General features: G+C 71.6%; 21 protein-coding genes and 1 pseudogene. 11 read left to right on the top strand and 11 right to left on the bottom strand.

Annotated elements, in window-relative coordinates:
* Window positions 1-57 precede the first annotated feature (57 nt).
* Window positions 58-4,707 carry an ATP-dependent helicase gene (locus tag CG740_RS16140; protein ID WP_100575840.1) on the bottom strand — a complete coding sequence of 1,550 codons (4,650 nt, stop codon included), beginning with the start codon at window positions 4,705-4,707 and terminating at the stop codon, window positions 58-60.
* A 56-nt stretch (window positions 4,708-4,763) separates the two neighbouring features.
* Here CG740_RS16140 and CG740_RS16145 point away from each other — a divergent pair, with 56 nt between their 5' ends.
* From CG740_RS16145 to CG740_RS16155, 3 genes are all read left to right on the top strand, one after another.
* Complete coding sequence (locus tag CG740_RS16145; RefSeq protein WP_234376288.1) at window positions 4,764-5,630, top strand: helix-turn-helix transcriptional regulator; 867 nt, start codon at window positions 4,764-4,766, stop codon at window positions 5,628-5,630.
* Between the two features lie 116 nt (window positions 5,631-5,746).
* Window positions 5,747-6,568 carry an AzlC family ABC transporter permease gene (locus tag CG740_RS16150; protein ID WP_234376289.1) on the top strand — a complete coding sequence of 274 codons (822 nt, stop codon included), beginning with the start codon at window positions 5,747-5,749 and terminating at the stop codon, window positions 6,566-6,568.
* Entirely contained in the window at window positions 6,565-6,873 is a 309-nt protein-coding gene (locus CG740_RS16155) for an AzlD domain-containing protein (protein WP_100575842.1), read from the top strand. The genes CG740_RS16150 and CG740_RS16155 overlap by 4 nt, the downstream gene beginning before the upstream one ends.
* Before the next feature lie 190 nt (window positions 6,874-7,063).
* On the opposite strand, the gene CG740_RS16160 is transcribed toward CG740_RS16155, so the two are convergent.
* Window positions 7,064-7,996, bottom strand: coding sequence for a hypothetical protein (locus CG740_RS16160; protein ID WP_100575843.1), 933 nt, complete (start codon window positions 7,994-7,996; stop codon window positions 7,064-7,066).
* A gap of 80 nt (window positions 7,997-8,076) precedes the next feature.
* Between CG740_RS16160 and CG740_RS16165 the strand changes: the two genes are divergently transcribed.
* The 4 genes and pseudogenes from CG740_RS16165 to recX form a co-directional block, all read left to right on the top strand.
* Window positions 8,077-8,271, top strand: coding sequence for a DUF3046 domain-containing protein (locus CG740_RS16165; RefSeq protein WP_100575844.1), 195 nt, complete (start codon window positions 8,077-8,079; stop codon window positions 8,269-8,271).
* A 492-nt stretch (window positions 8,272-8,763) separates the two neighbouring features.
* Window positions 8,764-9,837, top strand: coding sequence for an AI-2E family transporter (locus CG740_RS16170; RefSeq protein ID WP_100576068.1), 1,074 nt, complete (start codon window positions 8,764-8,766; stop codon window positions 9,835-9,837).
* A gap of 249 nt (window positions 9,838-10,086) precedes the next feature.
* Entirely contained in the window at window positions 10,087-11,238 is a 1,152-nt protein-coding gene (gene recA, locus CG740_RS16175; RefSeq protein WP_100575845.1) for a recombinase RecA, read from the top strand.
* A pseudogene (gene recX / locus CG740_RS16180) lies at window positions 11,163-11,864 on the top strand (recombination regulator RecX); the annotation flags it as partial. The gene recA and the pseudogene recX, both read left to right, overlap by 76 nt.
* Window positions 11,865-12,076: 212 nt before the next feature.
* Here the strand turns inward: recX and CG740_RS16185 are convergent.
* The 8 genes from CG740_RS16185 to CG740_RS16215 form a co-directional block, all read right to left on the bottom strand.
* A complete protein-coding gene (locus CG740_RS16185) occupies window positions 12,077-12,496 on the bottom strand; it encodes a rhodanese-like domain-containing protein (protein ID WP_100575846.1) in 420 nt (139 codons plus the stop codon).
* Window positions 12,487-13,032, bottom strand: coding sequence for a cysteine dioxygenase (locus tag CG740_RS16190; RefSeq protein ID WP_234376308.1), 546 nt, complete (start codon window positions 13,030-13,032; stop codon window positions 12,487-12,489). The genes CG740_RS16185 and CG740_RS16190 overlap by 10 nt, the downstream gene beginning before the upstream one ends.
* 144 nt (window positions 13,033-13,176) lie before the next feature.
* Window positions 13,177-13,263 (bottom strand): putative leader peptide, encoded by an 87-nt coding sequence (locus CG740_RS41890; protein ID WP_311605579.1) that lies wholly within the window; start codon window positions 13,261-13,263, stop codon window positions 13,177-13,179.
* Between the two features lie 143 nt (window positions 13,264-13,406).
* On the bottom strand, window positions 13,407-15,119 hold the full coding sequence (locus CG740_RS16195; RefSeq protein WP_100575848.1) for an FAD-dependent monooxygenase: 1,713 nt from the start codon (window positions 15,117-15,119) through the stop codon (window positions 13,407-13,409).
* 143 nt (window positions 15,120-15,262) lie between these two features.
* Window positions 15,263-16,174, bottom strand: a complete 912-nt coding sequence (locus CG740_RS16200) for an amino acid ABC transporter permease (protein ID WP_100575849.1) — start codon at window positions 16,172-16,174, stop codon at window positions 15,263-15,265.
* Window positions 16,171-16,818 carry an amino acid ABC transporter permease gene (locus tag CG740_RS16205; RefSeq protein ID WP_100575850.1) on the bottom strand — a complete coding sequence of 216 codons (648 nt, stop codon included), beginning with the start codon at window positions 16,816-16,818 and terminating at the stop codon, window positions 16,171-16,173. Before CG740_RS16205 ends, CG740_RS16200 begins: the two co-directional genes overlap by 4 nt.
* 113 nt (window positions 16,819-16,931) lie before the next feature.
* Complete coding sequence (locus CG740_RS16210; protein WP_100575851.1) at window positions 16,932-17,852, bottom strand: glutamate ABC transporter substrate-binding protein; 921 nt, start codon at window positions 17,850-17,852, stop codon at window positions 16,932-16,934.
* Window positions 17,853-18,187: 335 nt separating this feature from the next.
* Complete coding sequence (locus tag CG740_RS16215; protein ID WP_100575852.1) at window positions 18,188-18,973, bottom strand: amino acid ABC transporter ATP-binding protein; 786 nt, start codon at window positions 18,971-18,973, stop codon at window positions 18,188-18,190.
* Between the two features lie 293 nt (window positions 18,974-19,266).
* Between CG740_RS16215 and CG740_RS16220 the strand changes: the two genes are divergently transcribed.
* Together CG740_RS16220 and CG740_RS16225 are read left to right on the top strand one after the other, a co-directional pair.
* The gene (locus CG740_RS16220) at window positions 19,267-19,968 is read left to right on the top strand and encodes a response regulator transcription factor (RefSeq protein WP_100575853.1); all 702 of its coding nucleotides are present in this window, start codon (window positions 19,267-19,269) and stop codon (window positions 19,966-19,968) included.
* A 15-nt stretch (window positions 19,969-19,983) separates the two neighbouring features.
* Window positions 19,984-21,387, top strand: a complete 1,404-nt coding sequence (locus CG740_RS16225; protein WP_100575854.1) for a sensor histidine kinase — start codon at window positions 19,984-19,986, stop codon at window positions 21,385-21,387.
* Between the two features lie 135 nt (window positions 21,388-21,522).
* On the opposite strand, the gene CG740_RS16230 is transcribed toward CG740_RS16225, so the two are convergent.
* Window positions 21,523-22,518, bottom strand: a complete 996-nt coding sequence (locus tag CG740_RS16230) for a TAXI family TRAP transporter solute-binding subunit (RefSeq protein WP_100575855.1) — start codon at window positions 22,516-22,518, stop codon at window positions 21,523-21,525.
* Window positions 22,519-22,689: 171 nt separating this feature from the next.
* On the opposite strand from CG740_RS16230, the gene miaB reads away from it, so the two are divergent.
* Both miaB and CG740_RS16245 read left to right on the top strand, forming a co-directional pair.
* Window positions 22,690-24,183, top strand: a complete 1,494-nt coding sequence (miaB, locus tag CG740_RS16235) for a tRNA (N6-isopentenyl adenosine(37)-C2)-methylthiotransferase MiaB (protein WP_100575856.1) — start codon at window positions 22,690-22,692, stop codon at window positions 24,181-24,183.
* A 187-nt stretch (window positions 24,184-24,370) separates the two neighbouring features.
* The gene (locus tag CG740_RS16245) at window positions 24,371-25,075 is read left to right on the top strand and encodes a class III extradiol dioxygenase subunit B-like domain-containing protein (protein WP_100575857.1); all 705 of its coding nucleotides are present in this window, start codon (window positions 24,371-24,373) and stop codon (window positions 25,073-25,075) included.
* Window positions 25,076-25,176: the final 101 nt, after the last annotated feature.

Genomic DNA, 25,176 nt, shown 5'->3' on the forward strand with positions numbered 1-25,176 from the left:
GGACCGCACCCCAGCCGCGCCCCCGGCCCGCCTCCTACCCGGCAAGGTGCGCCCCGTTCAGGGCCTCAGGCGCAGCCCCTTCGGGGTCGGGACGAAGCCTGCCGCCTCCAGAGGGCGGGCCAGGGGGGAGGTCAGAGCGGGGTCGCCGTTGGCGCGCTCCACCGTGATCGTGCCGAGCCGTCCTGCCCGGGCCGCACCGGCCAGCGCCCCGCACGCCGCCGTCAGCGCCGGATCGTCCGGCTCCGCGGCCCAGGCGAGGAGCGATTTGCCGCCACGCTCCAAATACAGCACCAGCTCGCCGTCGACCAGCACCACCAAGGAGCCCGCCTTGCGGCCCGGCTTGTGCCCGGCGCCGCCCGGCGGCTCGGGCCAGGCGAGCGCGGCACCGTAGGCATTGGCCGGGTCGGCCGCCGCCAGAACGAGCGCCTGCGGGGCGGTGTGCGCGTCCGCCCCCCGGTCCCGGGCGGTCGCCGCGGCCCGCAGCCGGTCCACCGCACCGTCCATCGCGAACTGCGCCGCGCCCAGACCCTCGACCACATAGCCGCGCCGGGCCTGCCCGCTGTCCTCGAACGCGGCAAGGATCCGATACGTCGCCGAGAAGCCGCCCTCGACGCCCTCGGCCTGCACCGCGCCGCGCGTCACCACACCGTGCCGGTCCAGCAGACTGCGGGCCAGGGCATGGGCGCGATGGGTGGGATCGGGCTCGCGGGGCGCCAGCAGCGACCAGCGGCCCGAGACGGTCGGCGGCCCGCCGCGCGCGGCCGGGCGGGCCGACGCGGTCAACGTGCCGTAACGGCCGCGCGGCACCGGCCGCTTGGCGCGGTGGGCCGTCGAACCCGCCGTGCGCCCCGAGCCGAGCAGCGCCCGCAGCGGCGCCAGGGTGTCGTTGGTGAGCCGCCCCGACCACGCCAAATCCCATACGGCATCCGCGAGTTGAGGGTCACTCACCCCCGGATGCGTGGTCGCCCGCACCTGGTCGGCGAGCTGCCGGAAGAACAAGCCGTAACCCGGGGCCAACGCCGACAGCACCGACTCGTGGAGCGCGGTCAGCTCCAGCGGATGCGGCGGCGGCAGGAGCAGCGGGGCCGCGTCGGCCACATACAACGAGATCCAGCCGTCCTTGCCGGGCAGCGCGCCCGCCCCCGCCCACACCACCTCACCGGTCGTGGTGAGCTCGTCCAGCAGCGCCGCACCGTAGTCCGACACCCGCGACGGCAGGACCAGCTTCTCCAGCGCGGAGGCGGGCACCGCGGCGCCCTGCAACTGCTCCACGGCACGCGCCAGGCCATCGATGCCGCGCAGGCCATTGCCGCCCAGGTGCTGCCACTGCGGCAGGAACGTGGCGAGCGCGGCGGGCGGCACCGGCTCCAGCTCCTCGCGCAACGCGGCCAGCGAACGGCGCCGCAACCTGCGCAGAATCCTCGCGTCGCACCACTCCTGGCCGATGCCCGCCGGATGGAACTCGCCCTGCACCACCCGGCCCGACGCCGCCAGCCGGTGCAGCGCCCCGTCCGTGACGGCGGCACCGAGCCCGAACCGGGCCGCGGCACTCGCCGACGTGAACGGGCCGTGCGTGCGCGCGAACCGCGACAGCAGATCGCCCAGCGGATCCTTCACCGGCTCCGTGAACGCCTCCGGCACCCCCACCGGAAGAGCCGTGCCCAGCGCGTCCCGCAACCGGCCCGCGTCCTCGATCGCCGCCCAGTGATCGGTGCCCGCGATCCGCACCCGCAGTGCCCGGCGCGCCGCCTCCAGCTCCACCGCCCAGCCCGGCTCCGCACCCCGCTCCAGCAACTCCGCATCCGTGAGCGGACCCAGCACCCGCAACAGGTCGGCGACCCCCTCGCCGTCCTTGACGCGGCGCTCCTCGGTCAGCCACTGGAGCTCCCGCTCCAACTCGCCCAGCACATCGGCGTCGAGCAGCTCACGCAGCTCGGCCTGCCCCAGAAGCTCCGACAGCAGCCGCGAGTCCAACGACAGCGCCGCCGCCCGCCGCTCCGCGAGCGGCGAATCCCCCTCGTACAGGAACTGCGCGACATAACCGAACAGCAGGGAACGGGCGAACGGCGACGGCTCGGGCGTCGTCACCTCCACCAGACGCACCCGGCGCGCCTCCAGATCACCCATCAGCTCGGTCAGCCCCGGCACGTCGAACACATCCTGGAGGCACTCCCGGACCGCCTCCAGCACGATCGGGAACGACCCGAACTCGCTCGCCACCTGCAACAGTTGAGCCGCCCGCTGCCGCTGCTGCCACAACGGCGTCCGCTTGCCCGGGGTGCGCCGCGGCAGCAGCAGGGCACGCGCCGCACACTCCCGGAACCGCGAGGCGAACAGCGCCGAACTGCCCACCTGATCCGTGACGATCTGCTCGATCTCGCCCTTGTCGAAGACCGTGTCCGCCGCCCCCACCGGCGCCTGCTCACTGTCGTACGCCGCCTCCGCCCGCGCCGGATCCTGGTCCAGCAGATCCAAACCCATCAGATCCGCGTCCGGCAGCCGCAGCACAATGCCGTCGTCCGCATGCATGACCTGCGCGTCCATGCCGTACCGCTCGGCAAGCCGCGCCCCCAGCGCCAGCGCCCACGGCGCGTGCACCTGCGCACCGAAAGGCGAATGGATCACCACCCGCCAGTCACCCAGCTCGTCCCGGAACCGCTCCACCAAAATCGTCCGGTCATCCGGAATGTGACCGCAGGCCCGGCGCTGCTCGTCGAGATAGCCGATCAGATTGTCCGCCGCCCACGCGTCGAGCCCCGCGCTCAGCAGCCGCAGCCGGGCATCCTCGGGCGTCAGCGAACCGACCTCCCGCAAGAACGCGCCCAGCGCGCGCCCCAGCTCCAGCGGACGCCCCAGCTGATCGCCCTTCCAGAACGGCAGCCGGCCCGGCACCCCCGGCGCCGGCGACACCAGGACCCGGTCCCGCGTGATGTCCTCGATCCGCCACGACGTGGTGCCCAGCGTGAAGACATCACCCACCCGCGACTCGTACACCATCTCCTCGTCGAGCTCACCGACCCGCCCCCCGCCCTTCTTCGGATCGGCCCCCGCCAGGAACACACCGAACAGACCCCGGTCGGGAATCGTGCCGCCCGAGGTGACCGCCAGGCGCTGCGCACCCGGCCGGCCCGTGACCGTGCCCGCCACCCGGTCCCACACCACCCTCGGACGCAGCTCCGCGAACGCGTCCGAGGGATAGCGGCCCGCCAGCATGTCCAGGACCGCCGTGAACGCCGACTCCGGCAGCGCCGCGAACGGCGCGGCCCGGCGCACCAGCGCCAGCAGATCGTCCACCTGCCAGCTGTCGAGCGCCGTCATCGCCACCAACTGCTGCGCCAGCACATCCAGCGGATTCGACGGCACGCGCAACGACTCGATCGCCCCCGACCGCATCCGCTCGGTGACCACCGCCGACTGCACCAGATCGCCCCGGTACTTCGGGAAGACCACCCCCGTGGACACCGCACCCACCTGATGCCCCGCCCGGCCCACCCGCTGCAAGCCCGACGCCACCGACGGCGGCGACTCCACCTGCACCACCAGATCCACCGCACCCATGTCGATGCCCAGCTCAAGACTGGAGGTGGCCACCACCGCCGGAATCCGGCCCGCCTTCAAATCCTCCTCCACCACCGCCCGCTGCTCCTTGGACACCGAACCGTGGTGCGCCTTCGCCAACAGCGCCGGAGCACCCGGCGCCGCACCCGAGCCGCCCATCAGATCGGCCGGCGCATGATGCTCCGGAAGCGGCGCCCCCGTCGCCCGCTCGTACGCGATCTCATTGAGCCGGTTGCAGAGCCGCTCCGCCAGCCGACGCGAGTTCGCGAACACGATCGTCGAACGGTGCGCCTGCACCAGATCGACGATCCGCTCCTCCACATGCGGCCAGATCGACGGCTTGTCGGCGCCCTCCTGACCACCGGAATGACCATCGGAACCGGCATCGGAGGCAGGCGAACCCCCCAGCTCGCCCAGATCCTCCACCGGCACCACCACCGACAGATCGAACTCCTTGGTGGACGGCGGCTGCACGATCTCCACCTTGCGCTGCGGAGACAGATAACGCGCCACCTCGTCCACCGGACGCACCGTCGCCGAAAGACCGATCCGGCGGGCCGGCTTCGCGAGCAGCTCGTCAAGACGCTCCAGCGACAACGCCAGATGCGCACCCCGCTTGGTGCCCGCCACCGCGTGCACCTCGTCCAGGATCACCGTCTCGACACCCGCAAGCGCCTCACGCGCCGCCGACGTCAGCATCAGGAACAACGACTCCGGCGTCGTGATCAAAATGTCCGGCGGCCGCGTCGTCAACGCACGCCGCTCCGCCTGCGGCGTGTCCCCCGAGCGGATCCCGACCCGCACCTCCGGCTCCGGCAGCCCCAGACGCACCGACTCCTGCCGGATCCCCGTCAACGGAGACCGCAGATTGCGCTCCACATCCACCGCCAGAGCCTTCAGCGGCGACACGTACAGCACCCGGCAGCGCTTGAGCGCCTCGGCTGGCGGCGGCACCGCCGCCAGCCGGTCCAACGCGGCCAGGAACGCCGCGAGCGTCTTGCCGGACCCCGTCGGAGCGACCACCAGGACATCCGACCCCGCACCGATCGCCCGCCAGGCACCCTCCTGCGCCGCGGTGGGCGCGGTGAAGGCCCCCGAGAACCAGCCGCGCGTCGCGGGCGAGAAGGAATCCAGCGCTGTCCGTGCCATGGTCCCCATCGTGCACCCACCCACTGACAATGGCCCGGAGCTGCGAGAATGGCAGGGTGAACGGCGTCGAGGAATGGGCACGGCACTGGCAGCACCACGAGCTGCCCGGCCTCGACCTGCTCCACGCCCGCTACATCCACCACACCTTCCCCCGCCACGCCCACGAGGGATTCGTCCTCGGCGCGGTACGCACCGGCATCGAGGACGTCGTGATGCCCGGCGGGACCGTCCGGGCCCGCCCCGGCACCGTCGTCATGATCAACCCCGAGGTGCCGCACGCCGCCCACGCCGGAACCCCCGAAGGCTGGACGTACGCCACCCTCTACCCCTCCGCCCGGCTGATCGCCTCCATAGCCGCCGAGACCACCACCCTGTCCGGCACCCCCGGATTCGCCGAAACCATCGTCGAGGACCCCGACACCGCCCTCCTCATCCGCGACGTCCACCGCGCCGCCGAACAGGGCAACGCGCTGGCCGCCGACACCGTCTTCCGCATCGCCGTCGCCCGCCTCCTGCGCCGCCACGGCCGCGACCTGCCCCCGCGCACCCCGAGATCCGCCGGCGCCCGCGCCGCCGCCACCGCCCGCCTCCTGCTCATCGAGCGCCTCGCCGAACCGCCCTCCCTCGAACAGCTCGCCACCGAACTCGGCACCAGCCCCTTCGCCCTGCTGCGCGCCTTCAAGGCGGAGTACGGACTGCCCCCGCACGCCTGGCTGACCGGTGAACGCGTACGCCGCGCCCGCCGCCTCCTGGACCGGGGAACACCGCCCGCGCAGGCCGCCCTCGCCGTGGGCTTCAGCGACCAGCCACACCTCAACCGGCACTTCACCCGCATCGTCGGCGTCACCCCCGGCGCCTACCGCCGCGAACGCAACGCGGCCCGCGCACAACCACCGGGACGGGCACAGCCACAGCACCCGTAGGACGGGCGCGCAGCCACAGGCACAGCCGCAGCCACCGCCGTGGGGACAGCCACAGGCACGGGGCAGCGCAAGAACGTACAAGAACCAGAACGGCGCCTTCTTCTAACGTCCACGGCGTGGCAACAGAACAGACAGCACCCCCACCGGCCCCTCCGGAGACACCGCCCGGCACCGGCGGCAAGGCCGACGCGGCCGTCGTCCGCGACGCACTGGGCGTCGGCGTCGCCGTAGGACTCTCCGGCTTCGCCTTCGGCGTGACCTCCGCCGGCTCGGGACTGAGCCTCCTCCAGACGTGCGCGCTCAGCCTCCTCGTCTTCACCGGCGCCTCCCAGTTCGCCCTCGTCGGCGCCCTCGCCGCCGGCGGCAACCCCCTCACCGCGGCCGCCGGCGCCTTCTTCCTCGGCACCCGCAACGCCTTCTACGGACTGCGCCTGTCCCAACTGCTCGCGCTCCCCAGGGCGTTGCGCCCCCTCGCCGCCCACTGGGTCATCGACGAGACCACCGCCGTCACCCTCGCCCAGCCGACCCGGCGCGCCGCCCGCATCGGCTTCACCGTCACCGGCGCCACCCTCTACCTGCTGTGGAACCTGACCACGCTCGCCGGAGCCCTCGGCGCACGCGCCCTCGGCGACACCGGCGCCTGGGGACTCGACGCCGCAAGCCCCGCCGTCTTCCTCGCGCTCCTCGCCCCCATGCTCAAGACCACCACCGAGCGCGCCACCGCCGCCCTCGCCGTCGCCGTCGTCCTCGTCCTGCTGCCCGTACTGCCCGCCGGCGTCCCCGTCCTGGGCGCCGCCCTCGCAGCCCCCCTCGTGCTCTTCCTGAAGGGACGCGGCGACAACGCCCCCGCCCCCGCTCCGGGCCCCACCGCGGACGACATCACCCATCCGGGTCGAACCGGCGAGCCCGGGAACTCCCCGAAGGGACAAGCACGTTGAACGTCTGGATCGCCATAGCCGCCACCGCCCTCGGCTGCTACCTCGCCAAGCTCCTCGGCCTGCTCGTCCCCGCCGGCGCCCTGGACCGCTCCCTGGTCAAACGGCTGGCAGCGCTCCTGCCGGTCGCCCTGCTCGCCGCCCTCACCGCGCAGCAGACCTTCAGCACCGGCCACCACGTACTGATCGACGCCCGGGCCGCCGGACTCGCCGCCGCGGCCGTCGCCCTGCTGCTGCGCGCCCCGTTCCTCGTGATCGTCGCGGCCGCCGTGCTCGCCACCGCTGGCGTACGGGCCCTGGGAGGCTGAGCGGGCGCAACGGGCCCCGGACGACCGGGCGGGCACACGGCCCCTGGGCGGCTGAGCGGGCGCACGGCCGCACGGGAGGCGCCACAGGCGGACCGGGGCCAGGGGACCGCCGACAGGACCGCCACGGCGCTCCCACCGCCCTCCCGCAGGACACCGGCCCGCGCCCGATGCTCCCGATCCCGGCCCCGCCTCACCCGATGGCGCGGCCATGGGCGCGCAGCGTACGCAGCGCCTCGATGGTCACCATCGGCCGGCACTCCAGCTCCGTACCGGGCGCCCACGCCCGCCAACGGATCGGCCAGCCCCCGTCCGCGCGCTGCCCGCCCGCCAGATGGTCGAGCGAACGCCCCATCTCCTCGTCGGTGAACCAGCGCCGCGCCAGCGACCCGGGCTCCCGCGCGTAGTCGTACGGAAAGTGGTGCTCGCCCGGCGCGTACCCCTCCGCGACCGGATACTCGGCGATCCGCGCCGGATCGAGCACCGCGAGCCCCTGCTCCCGCACGAGCCGGCCGAGCCGGTCGGCGGCCGCCTCCGCCCGGGAACGGTCCGGGGCGCCGTCCAGGAAGGCGACCGCCGCCTCCACCTCGTACGGATGCGAGGCCTCCAGCGCGTCGACCGCGGCCCAGCAGAAGTCGGTGGCCCGGAAGAGCCAGGCGTGCCACACCTGGTTGCGGTGCAGCAGCCCCACCACGGGACCGGTGGTCAGCAGCGCGCTCGGCGGATCGTCGACCACCGGCACGAACGGCGCCGCCGGATAGCCGCGCTGCGAGGGGTGCAGCGCGGGCAGCGCCCCGTCCCGGGTGGACACCTCCGTCAGATAGCGGCACATCCGCTCCACCCGCTGCCCGCCCAGCCGGCCGACCGAGTCAAGGACCCGCAGCGCGTGCGCGGTGTGCAGGGGCTGACTGACCGGGCCGCGCAGATCGGGCTCCAGAGCGTGGCCGTAGCCGCCGTCGTCACCCTGATAGGCGGCGAGTGCCGCCTCGACGGCGTCGGCGTCCCCGCCGAGGAAGTGGTAGGCGAACCGGCGCTGTTCGAGCACCCTGGCCGTCAGCCAGACGAAGTGCTCGGCACGCGCCAGCGGGGAGTCGGGGGAGTGGGGGGATGCCCCGGAACCAGCCATGCTGGAGACGGTAGGGCCCCCAGCGCCGCGGACAAGCCCCACGGCCGGGGCTGCACTCTCAGGGGCGCGATACTTGAGTCATGCGGTTGACGATTTTCTGGGAGCGGATGGCCGACCACTTCGGCGCCGCCTACGCGGACTCCTTCGCGCGTGACCATGTGATGACGGAACTGGGCGGGCGCACCGTGCACGAGGCGCTGGACGCGGGCTGGGAAGCGAAGGACGTCTGGCGTGCGGTCTGCGCGGCCATGGACGTACCCGCCGACCGACGCTGAAAGCCACCCCGCGCCCCCGCGCGGCGCGGTCCGCCGCGACCGGACCCGCGCCGGCCGGCACGCACCCGGTCGACCGCCTTCGGGTGAACGACACGACCACGGCTGACATCCCGGCCCGCGCGGGCCGAACGGCCCGATACGCCGGGCCGGCCCGCGCTCCCCGGCCCGGCCGGCCGGTGGCGGCCCGCTGTCGGACCCATGGGCGAGACTTGCCCCGTGGCACCGACTGATGAGATCACCCCCGACGACCGCACGGCCGACCGCGAAACCGTCCCGGCGGGCGGCCGCGAAGCCGACGCCAAAACCCGCCGGCCTGCTGACGCCGGCGGCGGAACCGGCCTTACGGGCGACCGGCCGGCCAGCGGCGGAACCGGCCTTACGGGCGACCGGCCGGCCAGCGGCGGAACCGGCTCGGCGGACGGCCCGGCGGACGAGCCGCCCGCCGACGGGAAGCCACCGGCGTACCCCCTCGGGGCGGGCGGCCCCGCCCGCATGCCCCGCTGGCTGCCGCGCGCCGTCGTCCTCGTCCTGGCCCTGTACGCCTGCTTCCAGCTGGGCAGCTGGGCCTTCCACCAGCTCATCGGCCTGCTGATCAACATCCTGATCGCGTTCTTCGTCGCGCTCGCCATGGAACCCGCCGTCGGCCGGATGGCGGCCCGCGGCATGCGCCGAGGACTCGCCACCTTCCTCGTCTTCCTCGCCCTGACGATCGCCACGGTCGGCTTCGTCGTGCTGCTCGGCTCGATGCTGGCGGGCCAGATCGTCGACATGGTCGAGCAGTTCCCCAAGTACCTCGACTCGGTGATCAACTGGGTCAACCACACCTTCCACACCGAGCTCTCCCGCGTCGAGGTGCAGGACAGCCTGCTCCACTCCGACTGGCTGCAGAAATACGTCCAGAACAGCGCGACCGGAGTGCTCGACGTCTCCGCGACCGTGCTCGGCGGCCTCTTCCGGCTGCTCACGATCTTCCTGTTCTCGTTCTACTTCGCCGCCGACGGGCCCCGGCTGCGCCGGACCATCTGCTCCGTACTGCCCCCCGCCCGCCAGGCCGAGGTGCTGCGGGCGTGGGAGATCGCGGTCGACAAGACCGGCGGCTACCTCTACTCGCGCGGCCTCATGGCGCTCGTCTCCGGCATCGCCCACTACATCCTGCTGGAGGTCCTGGGCGTCCCCTACGCCCCGGCGCTCGCGGTATGGGTGGGCCTGGTCTCGCAGTTCGTCCCCACCATCGGCACCTACCTGGCCGGCGCCCTGCCCATGCTGATCGCCTTCACGGTGAACCCCTGGTACGCGGTGTGGGTGCTCGGGTTCGTGGTGGTCTACCAGCAGTTCGAGAACTACATGCTCCAGCCCAAGCTCACCGCCAGGACCGTGGACATCCACCCCGCCGTCGCCTTCGGCTCGGTGATCGCGGGCACCGCCCTCATGGGCGCGGTCGGCGCCCTCATCGCCATCCCCGCCGTCGCGACCCTCCAGGCCTTCCTCGGCGCCTACGTGAAGCGGTACGACGTCACGGACGACCCCCGCGTCCACGGCAGACACCAGGCCCGCGGCATGTCCTGAGCGGGCGCGCAGTACGTCCGGCGAGGGCGCGCAGTGCGTCCGGAGCGGGGAGCTCCGCCCGGCGTGGTGCGCTTGACACCGAAATCGAACATCCATTCTGATGAGAGTCCGGCCCTGTGTTTGCAAGGGTTCCACCGCGTTTCCGGTGGAGTTATCCACAGGCTGGAAGGACGTCGGGGCCCATTGTCAGTGGCAGGGGTTAGCGTCTTTGACGTGAAGCGATCGACTCAAGCAAATCGGGTGGAACCCATGGCAGGAACCGACCGCGAGAAGGCGCTGGACGCCGCGCTCGCACAGATTGAACGGCAATTCGGAAAGGGCGCGGTGATGCGCCTGGGCGAGCGGCCGAACGAGCCCATCGAGGTCATCCCCACCGGGTCGACCGCGCTCGACGTCGCCCTCGGCGTCGGCGGCCTGCCGCGCGGCCGCGTGGTGGAGGTGTACGGCCCGGAATCCTCCGGCAAGACGACCCTGACCCTGCACGCCGTGGCCAACGCCCAGAAGGCCGGCGGCGCCGTGGCGTTCGTCGACGCCGAGCACGCCCTGGACCCCGAGTACGCCAAGAAGCTCGGCGTCGACATCGACAACCTGATCCTGTCCCAGCCGGACAACGGCGAGCAGGCCCTGGAAATCGTCGACATGCTGGTCCGCTCCGGCGCCCTCGACCTCATCGTCATCGACTCCGTCGCCGCCCTCGTGCCGCGCGCCGAAATCGAAGGCGAAATGGGCGACTCGCACGTCGGCCTCCAGGCCCGACTGATGAGCCAGGCCCTGCGGAAGATCACCAGCGCGCTCAACCAGTCCAAGACCACCGCCATCTTCATCAACCAGCTCCGCGAGAAGATCGGCGTGATGTTCGGCTCCCCCGAAACCACCACCGGTGGCCGGGCCCTGAAGTTCTACGCCTCCGTACGCCTCGACATCCGCCGCATCGAAACGCTCAAGGACGGCACCGACGCGGTCGGCAACCGCACCCGCGTCAAGGTCGTCAAGAACAAGGTCGCGCCGCCCTTCAAGCAGGCCGAGTTCGACATCCTCTACGGCCAGGGCATCAGCCGCGAAGGCGGCCTGATCGACATGGGCGTCGAGCACGGCTTCGTCCGCAAGGCCGGCGCCTGGTACACGTACGAGGGCGACCAGCTCGGCCAGGGCAAGGAGAACGCCCGCAACTTCCTCAAGGACAACCCCGACCTCGCCAACGAGATCGAGCGGAAGATCAAGGAGAAGCTCGGCGTCGGCGTCCGGCCGGAAGAACCGGCCACCGACACCGCCAAGGACGGCAAGGACACCAAGGACGGCAAGGACGCCGCGGGCGAGACCGCCCCGGCAGCCGACGCCACCGCGGTGCCCGCCCCCGCCACCAAGGCCAAGACGGCCAAGGCCACCGCCGCCAAGAGCTAACGGTGACCCGCAGGACCGAGTGGGCCGACCCCGAGGAGCCCAGCCCCCCAAGGGGCCGCTCCCGACGGGCCGGCCCCGGCGGAACGGCCGACGCCACCCACACGGCCAAAGCCGACACACCGCCATCGCCACAAGACCCGGCCGAGCGGGCGCGAGCCATCTGCCTGCGCCTGCTCACCGGGACCCCCCGCACCCGCAAACAACTCGCCGACGCCCTCAAGAAGCGGGAGATCCCCGACGACGTAGCCGAAGAGGTCCTCACCCGCTTCGAAGAAGTCGGCCTGATCAACGACGCCGCGTTCGCCGACGCCTGGGTGGAATCCCGCCACCACGGGCGCGGCCTCGCCCGCCGCGCCCTCGCCCGCGAACTGCGCACCAAGGGCGTCGACACCACCGTCATCGACGAAGCCGTGGCCCAGCTCGACTCCGACCAGGAAGAGGACAGGGCCCGCGACCTGGTGGCGCGCAAACTCCGCTCCACCCGCGGCCTCGACCGCGACCGTCGCCTGCGCCGCCTCGCCGGAATGCTCGCCCGCAAGGGCTACCCCGAAGGCATGGCCCTCAGGGTGGTCCGCCAAGCCCTCCAAGAAGAGGGCGACGACGCGGACGACCTGTACGAGCCGTGACCCGTACGCGCCCCGAGCCACACCGGCTCGACGCGTACGGGCCACGACCTCGGCAAGCCGCCCGCTGAGCCGGCCCCGGGTGAGCCGCCCACCGCCCTGACCCCCGGGCGCCCGGCCCGAGGCAAGCCCGCCCGCCGTCCCGGCCCCGACCACATGCCGGTTGCCGGCCACAGCCCTCCCGCGGACGGGAGGCAGCGGTCCCGGCCGCGCGGCTACCCGCCGCCCGACGGGGGAGCCAGCGGCAGGCCCGCCGCACGCCACGCCTGGAAACCGCCGATCAGATCCGTCGCCCGGTACAGCCCCAACTGCCGCAGCGACACCGCCGCGAGAGACGACGCATACCCCTCGTTGCAGACCACCACCACCCGCAGATCGTGCCCCGTAGCCTCCGCCGCACGATGGCTGCCCTGCGGATCGAGCCGCCACTCCAGCTCATTGCGCTCCACGACCAGCGCCCCCGGAATCAGCCCGTCCCTCTCCCGCAGCGCCGCATACCGGATGTCCACCAGCAGCGCCCCGCCGGCCGCCTCCGCGAACGCCTCCTGCGCCGTCACCCGGTCCAGGTCGGCCCTGACCCGCTCCAACAGATCGTCGATTCCCACCGGTTCCGTACGCCGCGCGCTCAACTCCAGTCCTCCGGACGCTCGACCTGCTCGACCCGCAACACCGCACCCGTACGGCTGTACCGCCGGATCAGCGGCAGCGGCGGAAAATAGGCATGCACCGAAATCGCATGCTCGGTCCGCGACTCGTTGCGCACCTCATGCACATGATGCGGCCCGAACGCCCGGCCCCCGCCCGCCCCCAACTCCCGTGAACGGTCCACCCCTTCGGCCAGCTCCAACGTCTTCCACCCCTCGGTGGGCAACCGCGCCGCGAGCGAATCCTCACGCAGAGCACCGGCCGCCGTGGCGAACGCCCCATGGGAACCGCCATGATCGTGCCAGCCCGTCCCGGTACCCGGCGGCCAGCCGATCAGCCACGCCTCACTGCCACCCGGGCCATCGAGCCGAACCCACGTCCTGCCCTGCTCATCGAGGGGCAGCGAGGCGATCAGAGCGGCATCCGCCGCGGTACGGCGGGCGAAGTCGAGCAACTCCGCCGCAGTCGGCGCGGAACCGGAAGGGGAACCGGCGGAGGAGTCAGAACCCGAATCGGGCGCCGCCACGGGGGAGGGGGCGGGCACGGACGTACGGACAGGGGTGTTGACGGAGAGCGACACGAAGGACCGTCCTGAGGAAGTTCGCGAATGCGCGCGTACGGCCGACGGCGCCAAGAGGGCGCGGCGGCACGGCGCGAAGGGAAAGGCGAATCAGCAGGACGGACGACACACGCAGCCCGCATAGCGGACGAGGTCCATATGGACCCTCCGCCACAGGCGCACATCGGTGTCGGTCACATTTCGGAGTAGACCATGGACGCCTGCGCCGGTCAATCAGTGTTCGGATGGCGGATGGCGGAGCCCGGACGTGGCTCATCGATGACCGTTCGCCGATGACAGCTCAGCGGCAACAGATCACCGATGACAACAATCGACAACTGTCATTTGACGTCCGCCGTCCGCCCCGCCTCCCCCACCCCCGACACCCCGGCCACCTCAGCCCCAGCCCCGCCCACACCACCACCGGCACCAGCCCCACCAGAACCAGAACCAGAACCAGAACCCGCACCCGCACCGGAGCCCGCACCCCGCCCCGCCCCACCCCGTACCGCATCCGCCGCCGCGAACAGTTCCTCCGGCTGCACCCCGTTGAACGCCGCGACCAGATGACCGTCGGGCCGCACCAGAAGCACCGCATGGGCCGGAGCCCCCGGATAGTCCTCCGCGACCAGCAGCTCCGCATCCAGCGGAAGAGCACCCACCGCCGCGTCCAGAGCCGGCATCACCCCCGCCGTCAACCAGTGGCGGCGATCCCACACACCCGTACCCGGCGCCACCAGAACCACCAGCAGCCTGCCCCGGCCCAGCCGGTCCCGCAGCGGCACCGTCGCACCGTCGGGCGCCATCACCGGCACATCCGCCACCGGCCCACCCGACTCCGTACCCACCACAAGATGCGACGCGGCCGGCCCCGGAGCCAGCGGCGAATCCGGATAGGCCGGGGGAGCGCCCAGCGGCCCCCGCCCCAGATGACCGTCCGTCACCAGCGCGTCATGCCCCCGCGCCGTCCCCGGAACCCAACCCCGCAACCCCGCCCCGCCCCGCAGAATCGGCAACGACTGGTCCGCCGCACGCAGCCGGGCCGCGACCGCCGAACGCCGCTCCGCCTGATAACTGTCCAGAAGCCCCTCCGCCGCCCCGTGATGCCACACCCGGGCCAGCTTCCACGCCAGGTTCTGCGCGTCCCGCAGACCCTCGTCCAGAGCCTGCGTGCCCAGCGCACCCAGCAGATGCGCCGCATCCCCCGCCAAGAACGCCCGCCGCACCCGCCAACGCCGCGCCAACCGGTGATGCACCGTATGCACACCCGTGTCCAACAACTCGTACGGCCCCGCCTCACCGCACCAACCCGCCAGCGTGTCCCGGATCCGGCCCACCAGAGCATCCGGCGTGACCAGCTCCGCACGCGGCGGAAGCAACCAGTCCAACCGCCACACACCATCGCGCAGCGGCCGCGCCGTCACCTCGTCACCCCCCGCCCGCCATGGCGGCAACCGATGGGACAACGCCTCACCCGGCCACGGAAGTTCCGTACGCAAGGCCACAACCGCCTGACGCTCCACCGCGGTTCGCCCCGTGAACCGCACATCCAGCAGCTTGCGCACCGTCGAGCGGGCACCGTCGCAGCCGACCGCGAAACTCCCCCGCCACCACGTCCCGCCCGGCCCCGACGTATGCGCCGACACACCCTCCGCGTCCTGCTCCAACGCGTCCAGACGGCTGTGCGTGACGATCCGCACCAGACCCGACGCCGTCACCGCCTCCCGCAACCCCCGGGTCAACGCATGCTGCGGCACATGCACCGGCGACGGCCCCCCGGCCCGCCCCTCACCGAACTCCACATGACGCAGCAACCGACCACGCCGCATCGACCGCCACGCCACCCAGCGGGCCCCCTCGTCCCGCACCGCCGCGCATCCCAGACCCGCCACGAACGACGCGATGTCCGGCCGCAGCACGACCGTCCGCACCCCACGGGGCTCCTCCTTGCCGGGCCCCTCGTCCAGCACGACGGACGGCACGCCCTGCGCGGCCAGCGACAGAGCGAGGGCCAGTCCCACCGGACCCGCCCCGACGACGATCACCGGGTCCACGGCGTGACTCCCAGGACACGGCGGGACGGCTTGCAGGTGGCGCGGAGAACCCGGTGCACGATCACAGAACGTATGCAACCCACTGCGCGTGCTTGCGTCAAGTGACGGAGGCAGCGACGCGAACGCCACTGCCTCATATGCCGTCAGTTCGTCGCGGCAGGCGCCACATCCGGCCCATCGGCCCCGTCCCCGGCCGGCGTCGAACCGGACCCGTCCCCGGTGACCGGAGCCGCCGCCGCCATCGCGATCCCCGTCTTCGCCCGACGGCCCCGCTTCTCGATCCACGTGGCCAGCGCCGAAAGCAGCAGACACATCGCCACATAGATCGTGCCGATCACCACGATCGTCGACACATACGGATACTGGCCGTTGACCTGCGTATTGCTCGCGATCAGACGAGCCGTCTGCAACAGCTCCGGATACAGGATGATGAAGCCCAGAGACGTGTCCTTCAGGGTCACCACCAGCTGGCTGATGATCGTCGGCAGCATCGCACGCACCGCCTGCGGCATCAGCACACTGACCATGACCTGCGTCTTGCTCATCCCCAGCGCGTACGCCGCCTCACGCTGCCCCCGGGGCACCGCGTTCACCCCCGCACGCAGCACCTCCGCCTGCACACACCCGTTGTAGATCGACAGGCCGAGCGCCAGCGCCCACATCGAGTAGTCGGTGAGGAAACCGATCCACACCGCGTAGATCGTGATCAGCAGCGGGATCGAACGGAACAGCTCGATGAACGCCGTCGCCGCCCACCGCACCGGCCCGTGGTCCGAGAGCCGGCCCACCGCCAGCACCACACCCAGCACCAGCGAACCCACCGCCGCCAGACCGAACGCCTTCAACGTGGCGAGCACCGCCTCGGCGATGTTCTGCCGGATCCCCGCATAGTTGAAGATGTCCCACATGCCGTAGGCGAGATCGCCCTTCGCCGACAGCCGCACCACGGCCACCACGACCAGCGCCAGCAGCGCGAACGAACCCACCACCGCGTACACGCGGTTGCGGATGACGGCCTTGGGGCCCGGGGCGTCGTACAGAACGCTGGCACTCATCGGGCGACCTCCATGCGGCGCTCCAGAAGACGGAAGAGACCGCTCATCGCGAACGTGACGACCAGATAGCCCAGAGCCACCCACAGGAAGACCGGCACGATGTCGTAGCCCTGGTCACTCATCAGCTTCTGCCAGCCGAACAACTCGGTCACGCTGAACGCACCCGCGATCGCCGAGTTCTTCGTCAGCGCGATGAAGATCGAACTCAGCGGCGGGATGACCGTCCGGGTGGCCTGCGGCAGCACGATCACACTCAGGGTCTGCGTGAAACTCATCCCGATCGAACGAGCCGCCTCCGCCTGCCCCAGCGGCACCGTACTGATGCCTGACCGCACCGCCTCGCACACGAACGACGCCGTGTAGAAACCCAGCGCCAGCGAACCCAGCAGGAACGGACTCATACCGGGGAAGAAGATCTCCGGCACGACGAAGAAGAAGACCAGGAACAGCAGCGTCAGCGGCGTGTTGCGCAGCAACGTCACCCAGGCCGTCCCGAAGAACCGCAGCGGCGGCACGGGCGACACCCGGAAACCGGCGAGCAGCAGGCCGAGGACCAGGGCGATGACCGAACTGACGGCGGTGATCTCCACGGTGCCTATGAAGCCGTCGCGGAACTCCGCGAAATGGTCGAGCAGTACGTTCATGAGGTCTCCGCGTCGGCGGGCAGCGGCTGGGGCATCGATCGGGACAACGGGTGGGACATGCAACAGGGCCCGGCGCCCCGCACCGCGGTACGGGGCGCCTCGGGCCGCGCCGCTCAGTAACGGGCGACGGCCGGCGGAGCCTGGTACGTCGAACCGGACAGGCCGAGCGTGGCGTCGTAGATCTTCTTGTACGTGCCGTCCTGCTCGTGCTTCTCCAGCGCGCTGTCGATGAAGTCACGCAGCGCCTTGTCGTCCTTGTTCATGCCGATGCCGTACGGCTCCTCGGTGAACGGCTTGCCGACGACGCGCAGCTTGCCGGAGTTCTTCGCGGCGTAGCCCTTCAGGATCGCGTCGTCCGTGGTGACCGCGTCGACCTGCTTGGACAAGAGCTGCTGCACACAGTCCGAGTACTTCGACAGCTCGACCACGGACGCGCCGTACTCGGGCTTCTTGATCTCCTGGAGCGGCGTGGAGCCGACGATCGAGCAGACCTTCTTGCCCTTCACCGCGTCCTTGCCGGTGATCGAGGTGTCGCCCTGGCGCACCAGGAGATCGGCGCCGGCCTTGTAGTACGGGCCCGCGAACCCGACCTGCTGCTTACGCTTGTCGTTGATCGTGTACGTGCCGACGTAGTAGTCGACCTGGCCCTTGGAGATCGCCGTCTCACGCACACCGGAGTCCACGGTCTTCCACTCGATCTGGTCGGCCTTGAAGCCCAGATCGGCGGCGATCATCTTGGCGATCTCGACGTCGAAGCCGGAACGCTCCTTGGTCGACTGGTCCTCGAAACCGAGGTAGGGCTGGTCGGCCTTCGAGCCGATGACGAGCTTGCCGCGCGCCTTGGCCGCCTTGAGGGTCGGCGAGTCGAGCGTGACGTTCGAGGCGACGGTGTACGTCGGCAACTGCGGCGCGCCGCTGGAACCGGGCTGGGCGGACTGCTTGTCACCGGCGGAGCCGGACTTGCCGCCACAGGCGGTCGCGGTCAGGGCGAACACGGCGATCGCCGCGACGGCGGCGGACTTGCGGAGCATCATGGCGAACATTCCTTGTGTCGTTGGTCGTTGGTCGTCATCGGTGGGCCGGTGGCCGGTCGGGTCGGACGATCCACAACTGCCCGGTATCGAACTGCCCAGTATCGAGAGCCAGTTGACGTTGGATTCCGTCGTCTGTCATCTGTTATCTGTCATCCGTCGGCCGTCACACCCGCCATCTGCCGACTGCTGCCCGAGGGGCCTCGGCCTCCGCGGTCGGCCGACCACTGGCCAGGGCCGGTGGTCGGTAGCCGGTGGTCAGAAATCGGAAATCAGAAGTCAGTACTCGTCAGGTGTCAGACACCCGGCGTCAGGCGTCAGGCGTCAGGCGTCAGGCGTCAGTGGTGCAGGATCTTCGAGAGGAAGTCCTTCGCCCGGTCGCTGCGCGGGTTGCTGAAGAACTGGTCGGGCGTGGCCTCCTCGACGATCTTGCCGTCGGCCATGAAGACGACCCGGTTGGCCGCGGAGCGGGCGAAGCCCATCTCGTGCGTGACCACGACCATCGTCATCCCGTCCCGCGCCAACTGCTGCATGACCTCAAGGACCTCGTTGATCATCTCCGGGTCCAGCGCCGAGGTGGGCTCGTCGAAGAGCATCACCTTCGGGTCCATCGCCAACGCCCTTGCGATCGCCACGCGTTGCTGCTGGCCGCCCGAAAGCTGTGCCGGGTACTTGTCGGCCTGCGTCCCGACGCCGACCCGGTCGAGCAGCGTCCGCGCCTTCTGCTCGGCGCTCTGCTTGTCGGCCTTGCGCACCTTCACCTGGCCCAGCATGACGTTCTCAAGGACCGTCTTGTGCGCGAACAGGTTGAACGACTGGAAGACCATGCCGACATCGGCCCGCAGCCGCGCCAGTTCCCGGCCCTCCTGGGGCAGCGGCCTGCCGTCGATCGAGATCGCCCCGGAGTCGATCGTCTCCAGGCGGTTGATGGTGCGGCACAGCGTGGACTTCCCGGACCCGGACGGCCCGATGACGACGACGACCTCGCCCCGGGCGATGGTCAGGTCGATGTCCTGGAGCACGTGCAGCGCGCCGAAGTGCTTGTTGACGTTGTTCAGCACGACCAGGTCGCCCGACGCGGGTGCCGCGTCCTCGGTCCCCTTGGCCACTGATACTCCGCTCATCGGCTTCTTGCTCCGTCCCACTCGGTTGGGGAGGACCGTAGTGGTGAGTTGTGACCAGCGTCATTACATCTGAGCGGAACTTGAGGATAACGATCTGGTCGCGCGGCGGCACTCTGGGTGAGCGCACCGCCCGGCGAATACCGGCTGCGTAACGGATGGTGCGAAGGGGCGGGCGCCCCCTTGACCGATGTGGCGACCATGGGCGTGTATTCGGGGGTACGTGCCGCGATGCGGCCGATGAACACTTCGTGCGCGGGTCCCGACGGGTCGCGGCGCAGCCAGGGAGGGGGGCCATGAGACTGCTGCTCGTCGAGGACGACGACCACGTCGCCGCCGCCCTGTCCGCCGTCCTCGCCAAGCACGGCTTCGAGGTGAAGCACGCCCGCAACGGCGAAGAGGCGCTCCAGGCGCTCCTTCCTGACGAGCACTGCGCCAAACCCCCCTTCGGCGTGGTCCTGCTCGACCTCGGACTGCCCGACCAGGACGGCTACGAGGTCTGCGGCAAGATCCGCAAGCGCACGTCCATCCCGGTGATCATGGTGACCGCGCGCGCCGACGTCCGCTCCCGCATCCACGGGCTGAACCTCGGCGCCGACGACTACGTGGTCAAGCCCTATGACACCGGCGAACTCATCGCCCGCATCCACGCCGTCATCCGCCGCCCCCCGCCCGGCGCGCGGCCCGAGGTCGCCGACACCGCCCTGCGCTTCGGCCGCGTCCAGATCGAACTGCCCACCCGCCGCGTCAGCGTCGACGGCGAGGGCGTCCAGCTGACCCGCAAGGAGTTCGACCTGCTCGCACTCCTCGCCCAGCGCCCCGGCGTCGTCTTCCGCCGGGAACAGATCATCAGCGAGGTGTGGCGCACCAGTTGGGAAGGGACCGGCCGCACCCTCGAAGTGCACGTCGCGTCCCTGCGCTCCAAACTGCACATGCCCGCACTGATCGAGACCGTGCGCGGCGTCGGCTACCGGCTCGTCGCGCCGGCCGCCCTCTGAGCCCCGAGAAGCCCGGTGCGCACGCGACTTCTCCCGCTCCTCATCTTCCTGCTCGCCCTCGTCCTGGTCGCCTTCGGCTTCCCGCTCGCCCTGAGCGTGGCCCACGCACAGCAGCAGGCGGTGGTCATCGACCGCATCGACGACACCGCGCGCTTCGCCGCCCTGGCCCAGTTCGTCACCGCCCCCGACGGCAACGACACCAACAGCGCGGAACGGCTCACCACGCTGGAGGAGGAACTGTCGCGCTACTCGACCCTGTACGGGATCAAGGCCGGCGTCTTCTTCCGCAACGGCAGCGCCATGGCCAGTGCCCCCGCGGGCTGGCAGGTACCGGCGAAGGGCCAGGGATATCTCGCCTTCCACGAGGCGCTCGCCGGCCGCCGCAGCCACGACCCGGCCCAGGTCTGGCCCTGGCAGAGCGGCCGCCTCGTCGTGGCCTCGCCGGTGGTGCGGGAGGGCGACGTCATCGCGGTCGTGGTCACCGACTCGCCCACCGGAAGCATGCGCTCCAACACCCTGCGCGGCTGGCTGCTCATCGGGGCGGGCGAACTGGCGGCGATGCTGCTCGCGTTCGGCGCGGCGGTCCGCCTCACCGGCTGGGTGCTCAGGCCCGTACGTGTCCTGGACGCCGTCACCCACGACATCGCCACCGGACGCATGAACTCCCGCGTCGCCGCCGCCGGCGGGCCCCCCGAACTCCGCCGGCTGGCTCACTCGTTCAACGAGATGGCCGACAACGTCGAGGAAGTCCTGGAGCAGCAGCGCGCGTTCGTCGCCGACGCCTCCCACCAACTGCGCAACCCGCTGTCCGCGCTGCTGCTCCGCATCGAGCTGCTCGCCCTCGAACTCCCCGAGGGCAACGAGGAGATCGCCTCGGTACGCACCGAGGGCAAGCGCCTGGCGCAGGTACTCGACGACCTGCTGGGGCTCGCCCTCGCGGAGCACGCGGCAGCCGACCTCCAGCTCATCGACATCGGGGCGCTGGCGGGGGAGCGGGTCGCCGCCTGGCGGCCGCTCGCCGAGGACAGGGGCGTACGGCTGCTCGCGGACGGCGCGGCCGCCGCGACCGGCTGGGCGGACCCGGTGGCGCTGTCCAGCGCGCTCGACGCGGTGATCGACAACGCGCTGAAGTTCACGCCCGAGGGCGAGGACGTCACGGTGGCCGTCGGCGTGTGGGGCCCTCGGGTCAGCGTGACGGTGACCGACCGCGGGCCCGGTCTCACCGACGAGGAACTGGGCCGCGTCGGCGACCGCTTCTGGCGCGCGGGCCGCCACCAGAACGTCAAGGGCTCCGGCCTCGGCCTCTCCATCGCCCGCACCCTGCTCGCGGCCGGCGGCGGAACGATCGCCTACGCCCACCACGAGCCGAACGGACTGCGGGTGACGGTCACGGTGCCGCGTACGCAGCCGGAGGGGTGAGGAGCGCCGAAGAGGGGGCCGCAGGGTGAGTGACTGACAGATGTCAGATGTCGTCGGTCCCTACCCGGTCGTCAGCCGGACCCCGACCCACGGCCGCCATCACGGTCGCCATAACGGCCGCCATCTCGGCCACCCTCACGGTTTCACCGACCGGTAGTAGTCCCGCGCCCCGTCGTGCAACGGCAGCGGCGCCGTGTAGATCGCCGTGCGCAGGTCCACCAACTGGGCCGCGTGCACTTCCCGTCCGATCCGGTCGCGGCTGTTTATCACGGTACGGGTGAACCCCTCGGTGAGTGCCGCGTTCGTGCGATCCGTGGTGACCAGGAGGTTCGCCACGGCGATCGTCGGCACGGGAACGCCCCGCTGGGCCTTGGGGTACGCGTCGGCGGGCATGGTCGCCGCCCGGTAGTAGCCGGTGCTGCCGTCCGCCTTGTGCAGGGCCGACACCAGCTCGGCGAGCGGCACGAGCCGGATCGGGTACGCCTCGGAGAGTCGGAGGACGGCCGTGGTCGGCAGGCCCCCGGACCAGAAGAACGCGTCGATCCGGTGCTGCCGCAGCAGGTCGGGCATGGTGTCGATGCCGGCGGGGACGGGGGTGATGTCGTGCTGCGGGTCCAGTCCGGCGGCCGGCAGCAGCCGGTCGGCGAGCAGCCTGACGCCGGAGCCCGCCTGACCGACGGCGACCCGCTTGCCGCGCAGGTCGGCCACCGATCGCACCGGGGAGTCCTGGGGCACCACCAGCTGCACGTAGTCGTCGTACAGCCGGGCGCAGCCGCGCAGCAGATCGGCGCCGGGCCTGTTGTCCTTGCGGAACTTGTCGACGGAGTCGGCGGTGGCGATGGTGAAGTCGGAGGTGCCGTTGGCCAGGCGCGCCAGGTTCTCCTGGGAGCCCTGGCTGGTGCGGAGGCTGACCTGGACCTTGGGGAGGTCGGAGGCCAGCGCTTGTTGCAGCAGTTCGCCGTAGCGCTGGTAGACCCCGGTGCGTACCCCCGTGCTGAAGTCGATCCTGCCGGCGGGGGAGCGTCCGCCGAGCGGCAGCAGCCACCACAGGAGCAGCCCGAGGACGGCCGCGAAGGCCGCGGCCGCGGTCAGGACGCGGCGGCGGTGGAGCCGGGGCAGGGCGGGGAGCATGGCTGGATCCTGCCAGTTCCCCGCCCGCCAGGACCAGGGGTGGCGGGCCGTGGACACGGCTGGGCCCGCGGCCGGTGTCCACCGCGGCTCCCGTACGCGGCCGCCGCGTCTGCGCTTGATCGGAGCGCTTACCCTGGACGGGTGAGCGGTATCGACGTGGCAGGCGGAGCGGTGGACGGTTTCAAAACGTACGAGGTGCGCACCTATGGGTGCCAGATGAACGTCCACGACTCCGAGCGGCTGTCCGGCCTCCTCGAAGGGGCCGGCTATGTCCGTGCGCCCGAGGGCGCCGACGGCGACGCCGATGTCGTCGTCTTCAACACGTGCGCGGTGCGGGAGAACGCGGACAACAAGCTGTACGGCAACCTCGGCCGGCTCGCCCCGATGAAGACGAAGCGCCCCGGCATGCAGATCGCCGTGGGCGGCTGCCTGGCGCAGAAGGACCGGGACACGATCGTGCGGCGGGCCCCGTGGGTCGACGTCGTCTTCGGCACCCACAACATCGGCAAGCTGCCGGTGCTCCTGGAGCGGGCCCGCATCCAGGAGGAGGCGCAGGTCGAGATCGCCGAGTCCCTGGAGGCGTTCCCCTCCACGCTGCCGACCCGGCGCGAGTCCGCGTACGCGGCCTGGGTGTCCATCTCGGTGGGCTGCAACAACACGTGCACGTTCTGCATCGTTCCGGCGCTGCGCGGCAAGGAGAAGGACCGCCGGCCCGGCGACATCCTGGCCGAGATCGAGGCGCTGGTCGCCGAGGGCGTCTCCGAGATCACGCTGCTGGGGCAGAACGTGAACGCGTACGGCTCGGACATCGGTGACCGTGAGGCGTTCAGCAAGCTGCTGCGCGCCTGCGGGACCATCGAGGGTCTGGAGCGGGTCCGCTTCACCTCGCCGCATCCGCGGGACTTCACGGACGACGTGATCGCGGCGATGGCCGAGACGCCGAACGTGATGCCGCAGCTGCACATGCCGCTGCAATCGGGCTCGGACACGGTGCTCAAGGCGATGCGCCGCTCGTACCGGCAGGAGCGTTTCCTCGGGATCATCGAGAAGGTGCGGGCCGCGATTCCGCACGCCGCGATCTCCACGGACATCATCGTGGGCTTCCCCGGCGAGACCGAGGAGGACTTCGAGCAGACCATGCACACGGTCCGCGAGGCCCGCTTCGCGAACGCGTTCACCTTCCAGTACTCCAAGCGCCCCGGTACGCCGGCGGCGACGATGGACGGGCAGATCCCCAAGGAGGTCGTGCAGGACCGCTACATGCGCCTGTCGGCCCTTCAGGAGGAGATCTCCTGGGAGGAGAACAAGAAGCAGGTCGGCCGGGTGCTTGAGGTCATGGTCGCCGAGGGCGAGGGCCGTAAGGACGGGTCGACGCAGCGGTTGTCGGGACGCGCCCCCGACAACCGTCTGGTCCACTTCACGAAGCCGGACCAGGAGGTGCGTCCGGGCGATGTGGTGACCGTCGAGATCACCTACGCGGCCCCGCACCACCTGCTCGCCGAGGGCCCGACGACCGGCGTGCGCCGCACCCGTGCGGGGGACGCCTGGGAGAAGCGCAACGCCGAGCCTGCGGGGAAGCCGGCCGGTGTGATGCTCGGTCTGCCGTCCATCGGCGCGCCGGCCCCGCTGCCGGAGCCCACGGGCGGCGGCTGCTCGGTCCTGTAGCCGCATTGCCGCGGCCGGATTCCTCTCGTCCGGCCGCATTGCCGCCGGCGGCTTCCTCTCGCCCGGCCGCGTTGCCGCGGCCGGATTCTCCTCGCTCGGCCCGGATCCGTCTCCGGACCGGTCCTCCGGCCGGAGGTGCGGGACGGTGGCCGGGCCCGGGCGCCGGAGCGGGGCTAGGCTGCGGATCATGCTCGTAGCCGCCGCTGTCTGCCCCTGTCCGCCCCTCCTGGTGCCCGAAGTGGCCGCCGGTGCCGCCCCGGAACTCGACGCGGCCCGCGACGCCTGCGCGGACGCCGTGGGCCTCCTTGCCGCTTCCCGGCCCGACCTCCTGGTCGTGGTCGGACCGGCCGAGCAGGGGGGCACGTTCCGGCAGGGGGCGCCGGGTTCGTTCGCCGGGTACGGCGTGGACGTCTCCGTGAGCCTGGGCCGCGGCGGCCCGGCCGGTGCCTCGCGGCTGCCGGTGTCGCTCGCGGTGGGTGCCTGGCTCCTGGAGCGCGCGGGATGGGCGGACGCGCCGGTCGAGGCCCTCGCCGTCGCCGAGGACCTCGAAACCAAGGCCTGTATCGGGGCCGGGGAGGAACTCGCGGCCCGGGCCGACCGGGTCGCGCTGCTCGTCATGGGCGACGGCAGTGCCTGCCGCACGCTCAAGGCGCCCGGCTATCTCGACGAGCGGGCCGCCGGGTTCGACGAGATCGCGGCGACCGCGCTCGGCGCCGCCGACACCGCCACCCTGATGGGCCTTGACGAAGGCCTCGCGCGCGAGCTGAAGGCGGCGGGACGCGCGCCCTGGCAGGTACTCGCCGGCGCGGGCCGCGATGCCGGCCTCGCCGGGCGGCTCCTCCACGAGGACGCGCCCTACGGAGTGGGCTACTTCGTGGGCGTCTGGTCCTGACACCCCCGCCCGCCCTCAGGCGCTTCCCGGTTCCCGCCGTGGACACGCCGGAGGGCCGTGGAGCGGGCAGCTCCACGGCCCTCCGGCGCGCGTGCGTGAAG

This window comes from Streptomyces sp. CB01201 (genome assembly GCF_002803085.1).
GTDB classification, from domain to species: domain Bacteria; phylum Actinomycetota; class Actinomycetes; order Streptomycetales; family Streptomycetaceae; genus Streptomyces; species Streptomyces hundungensis.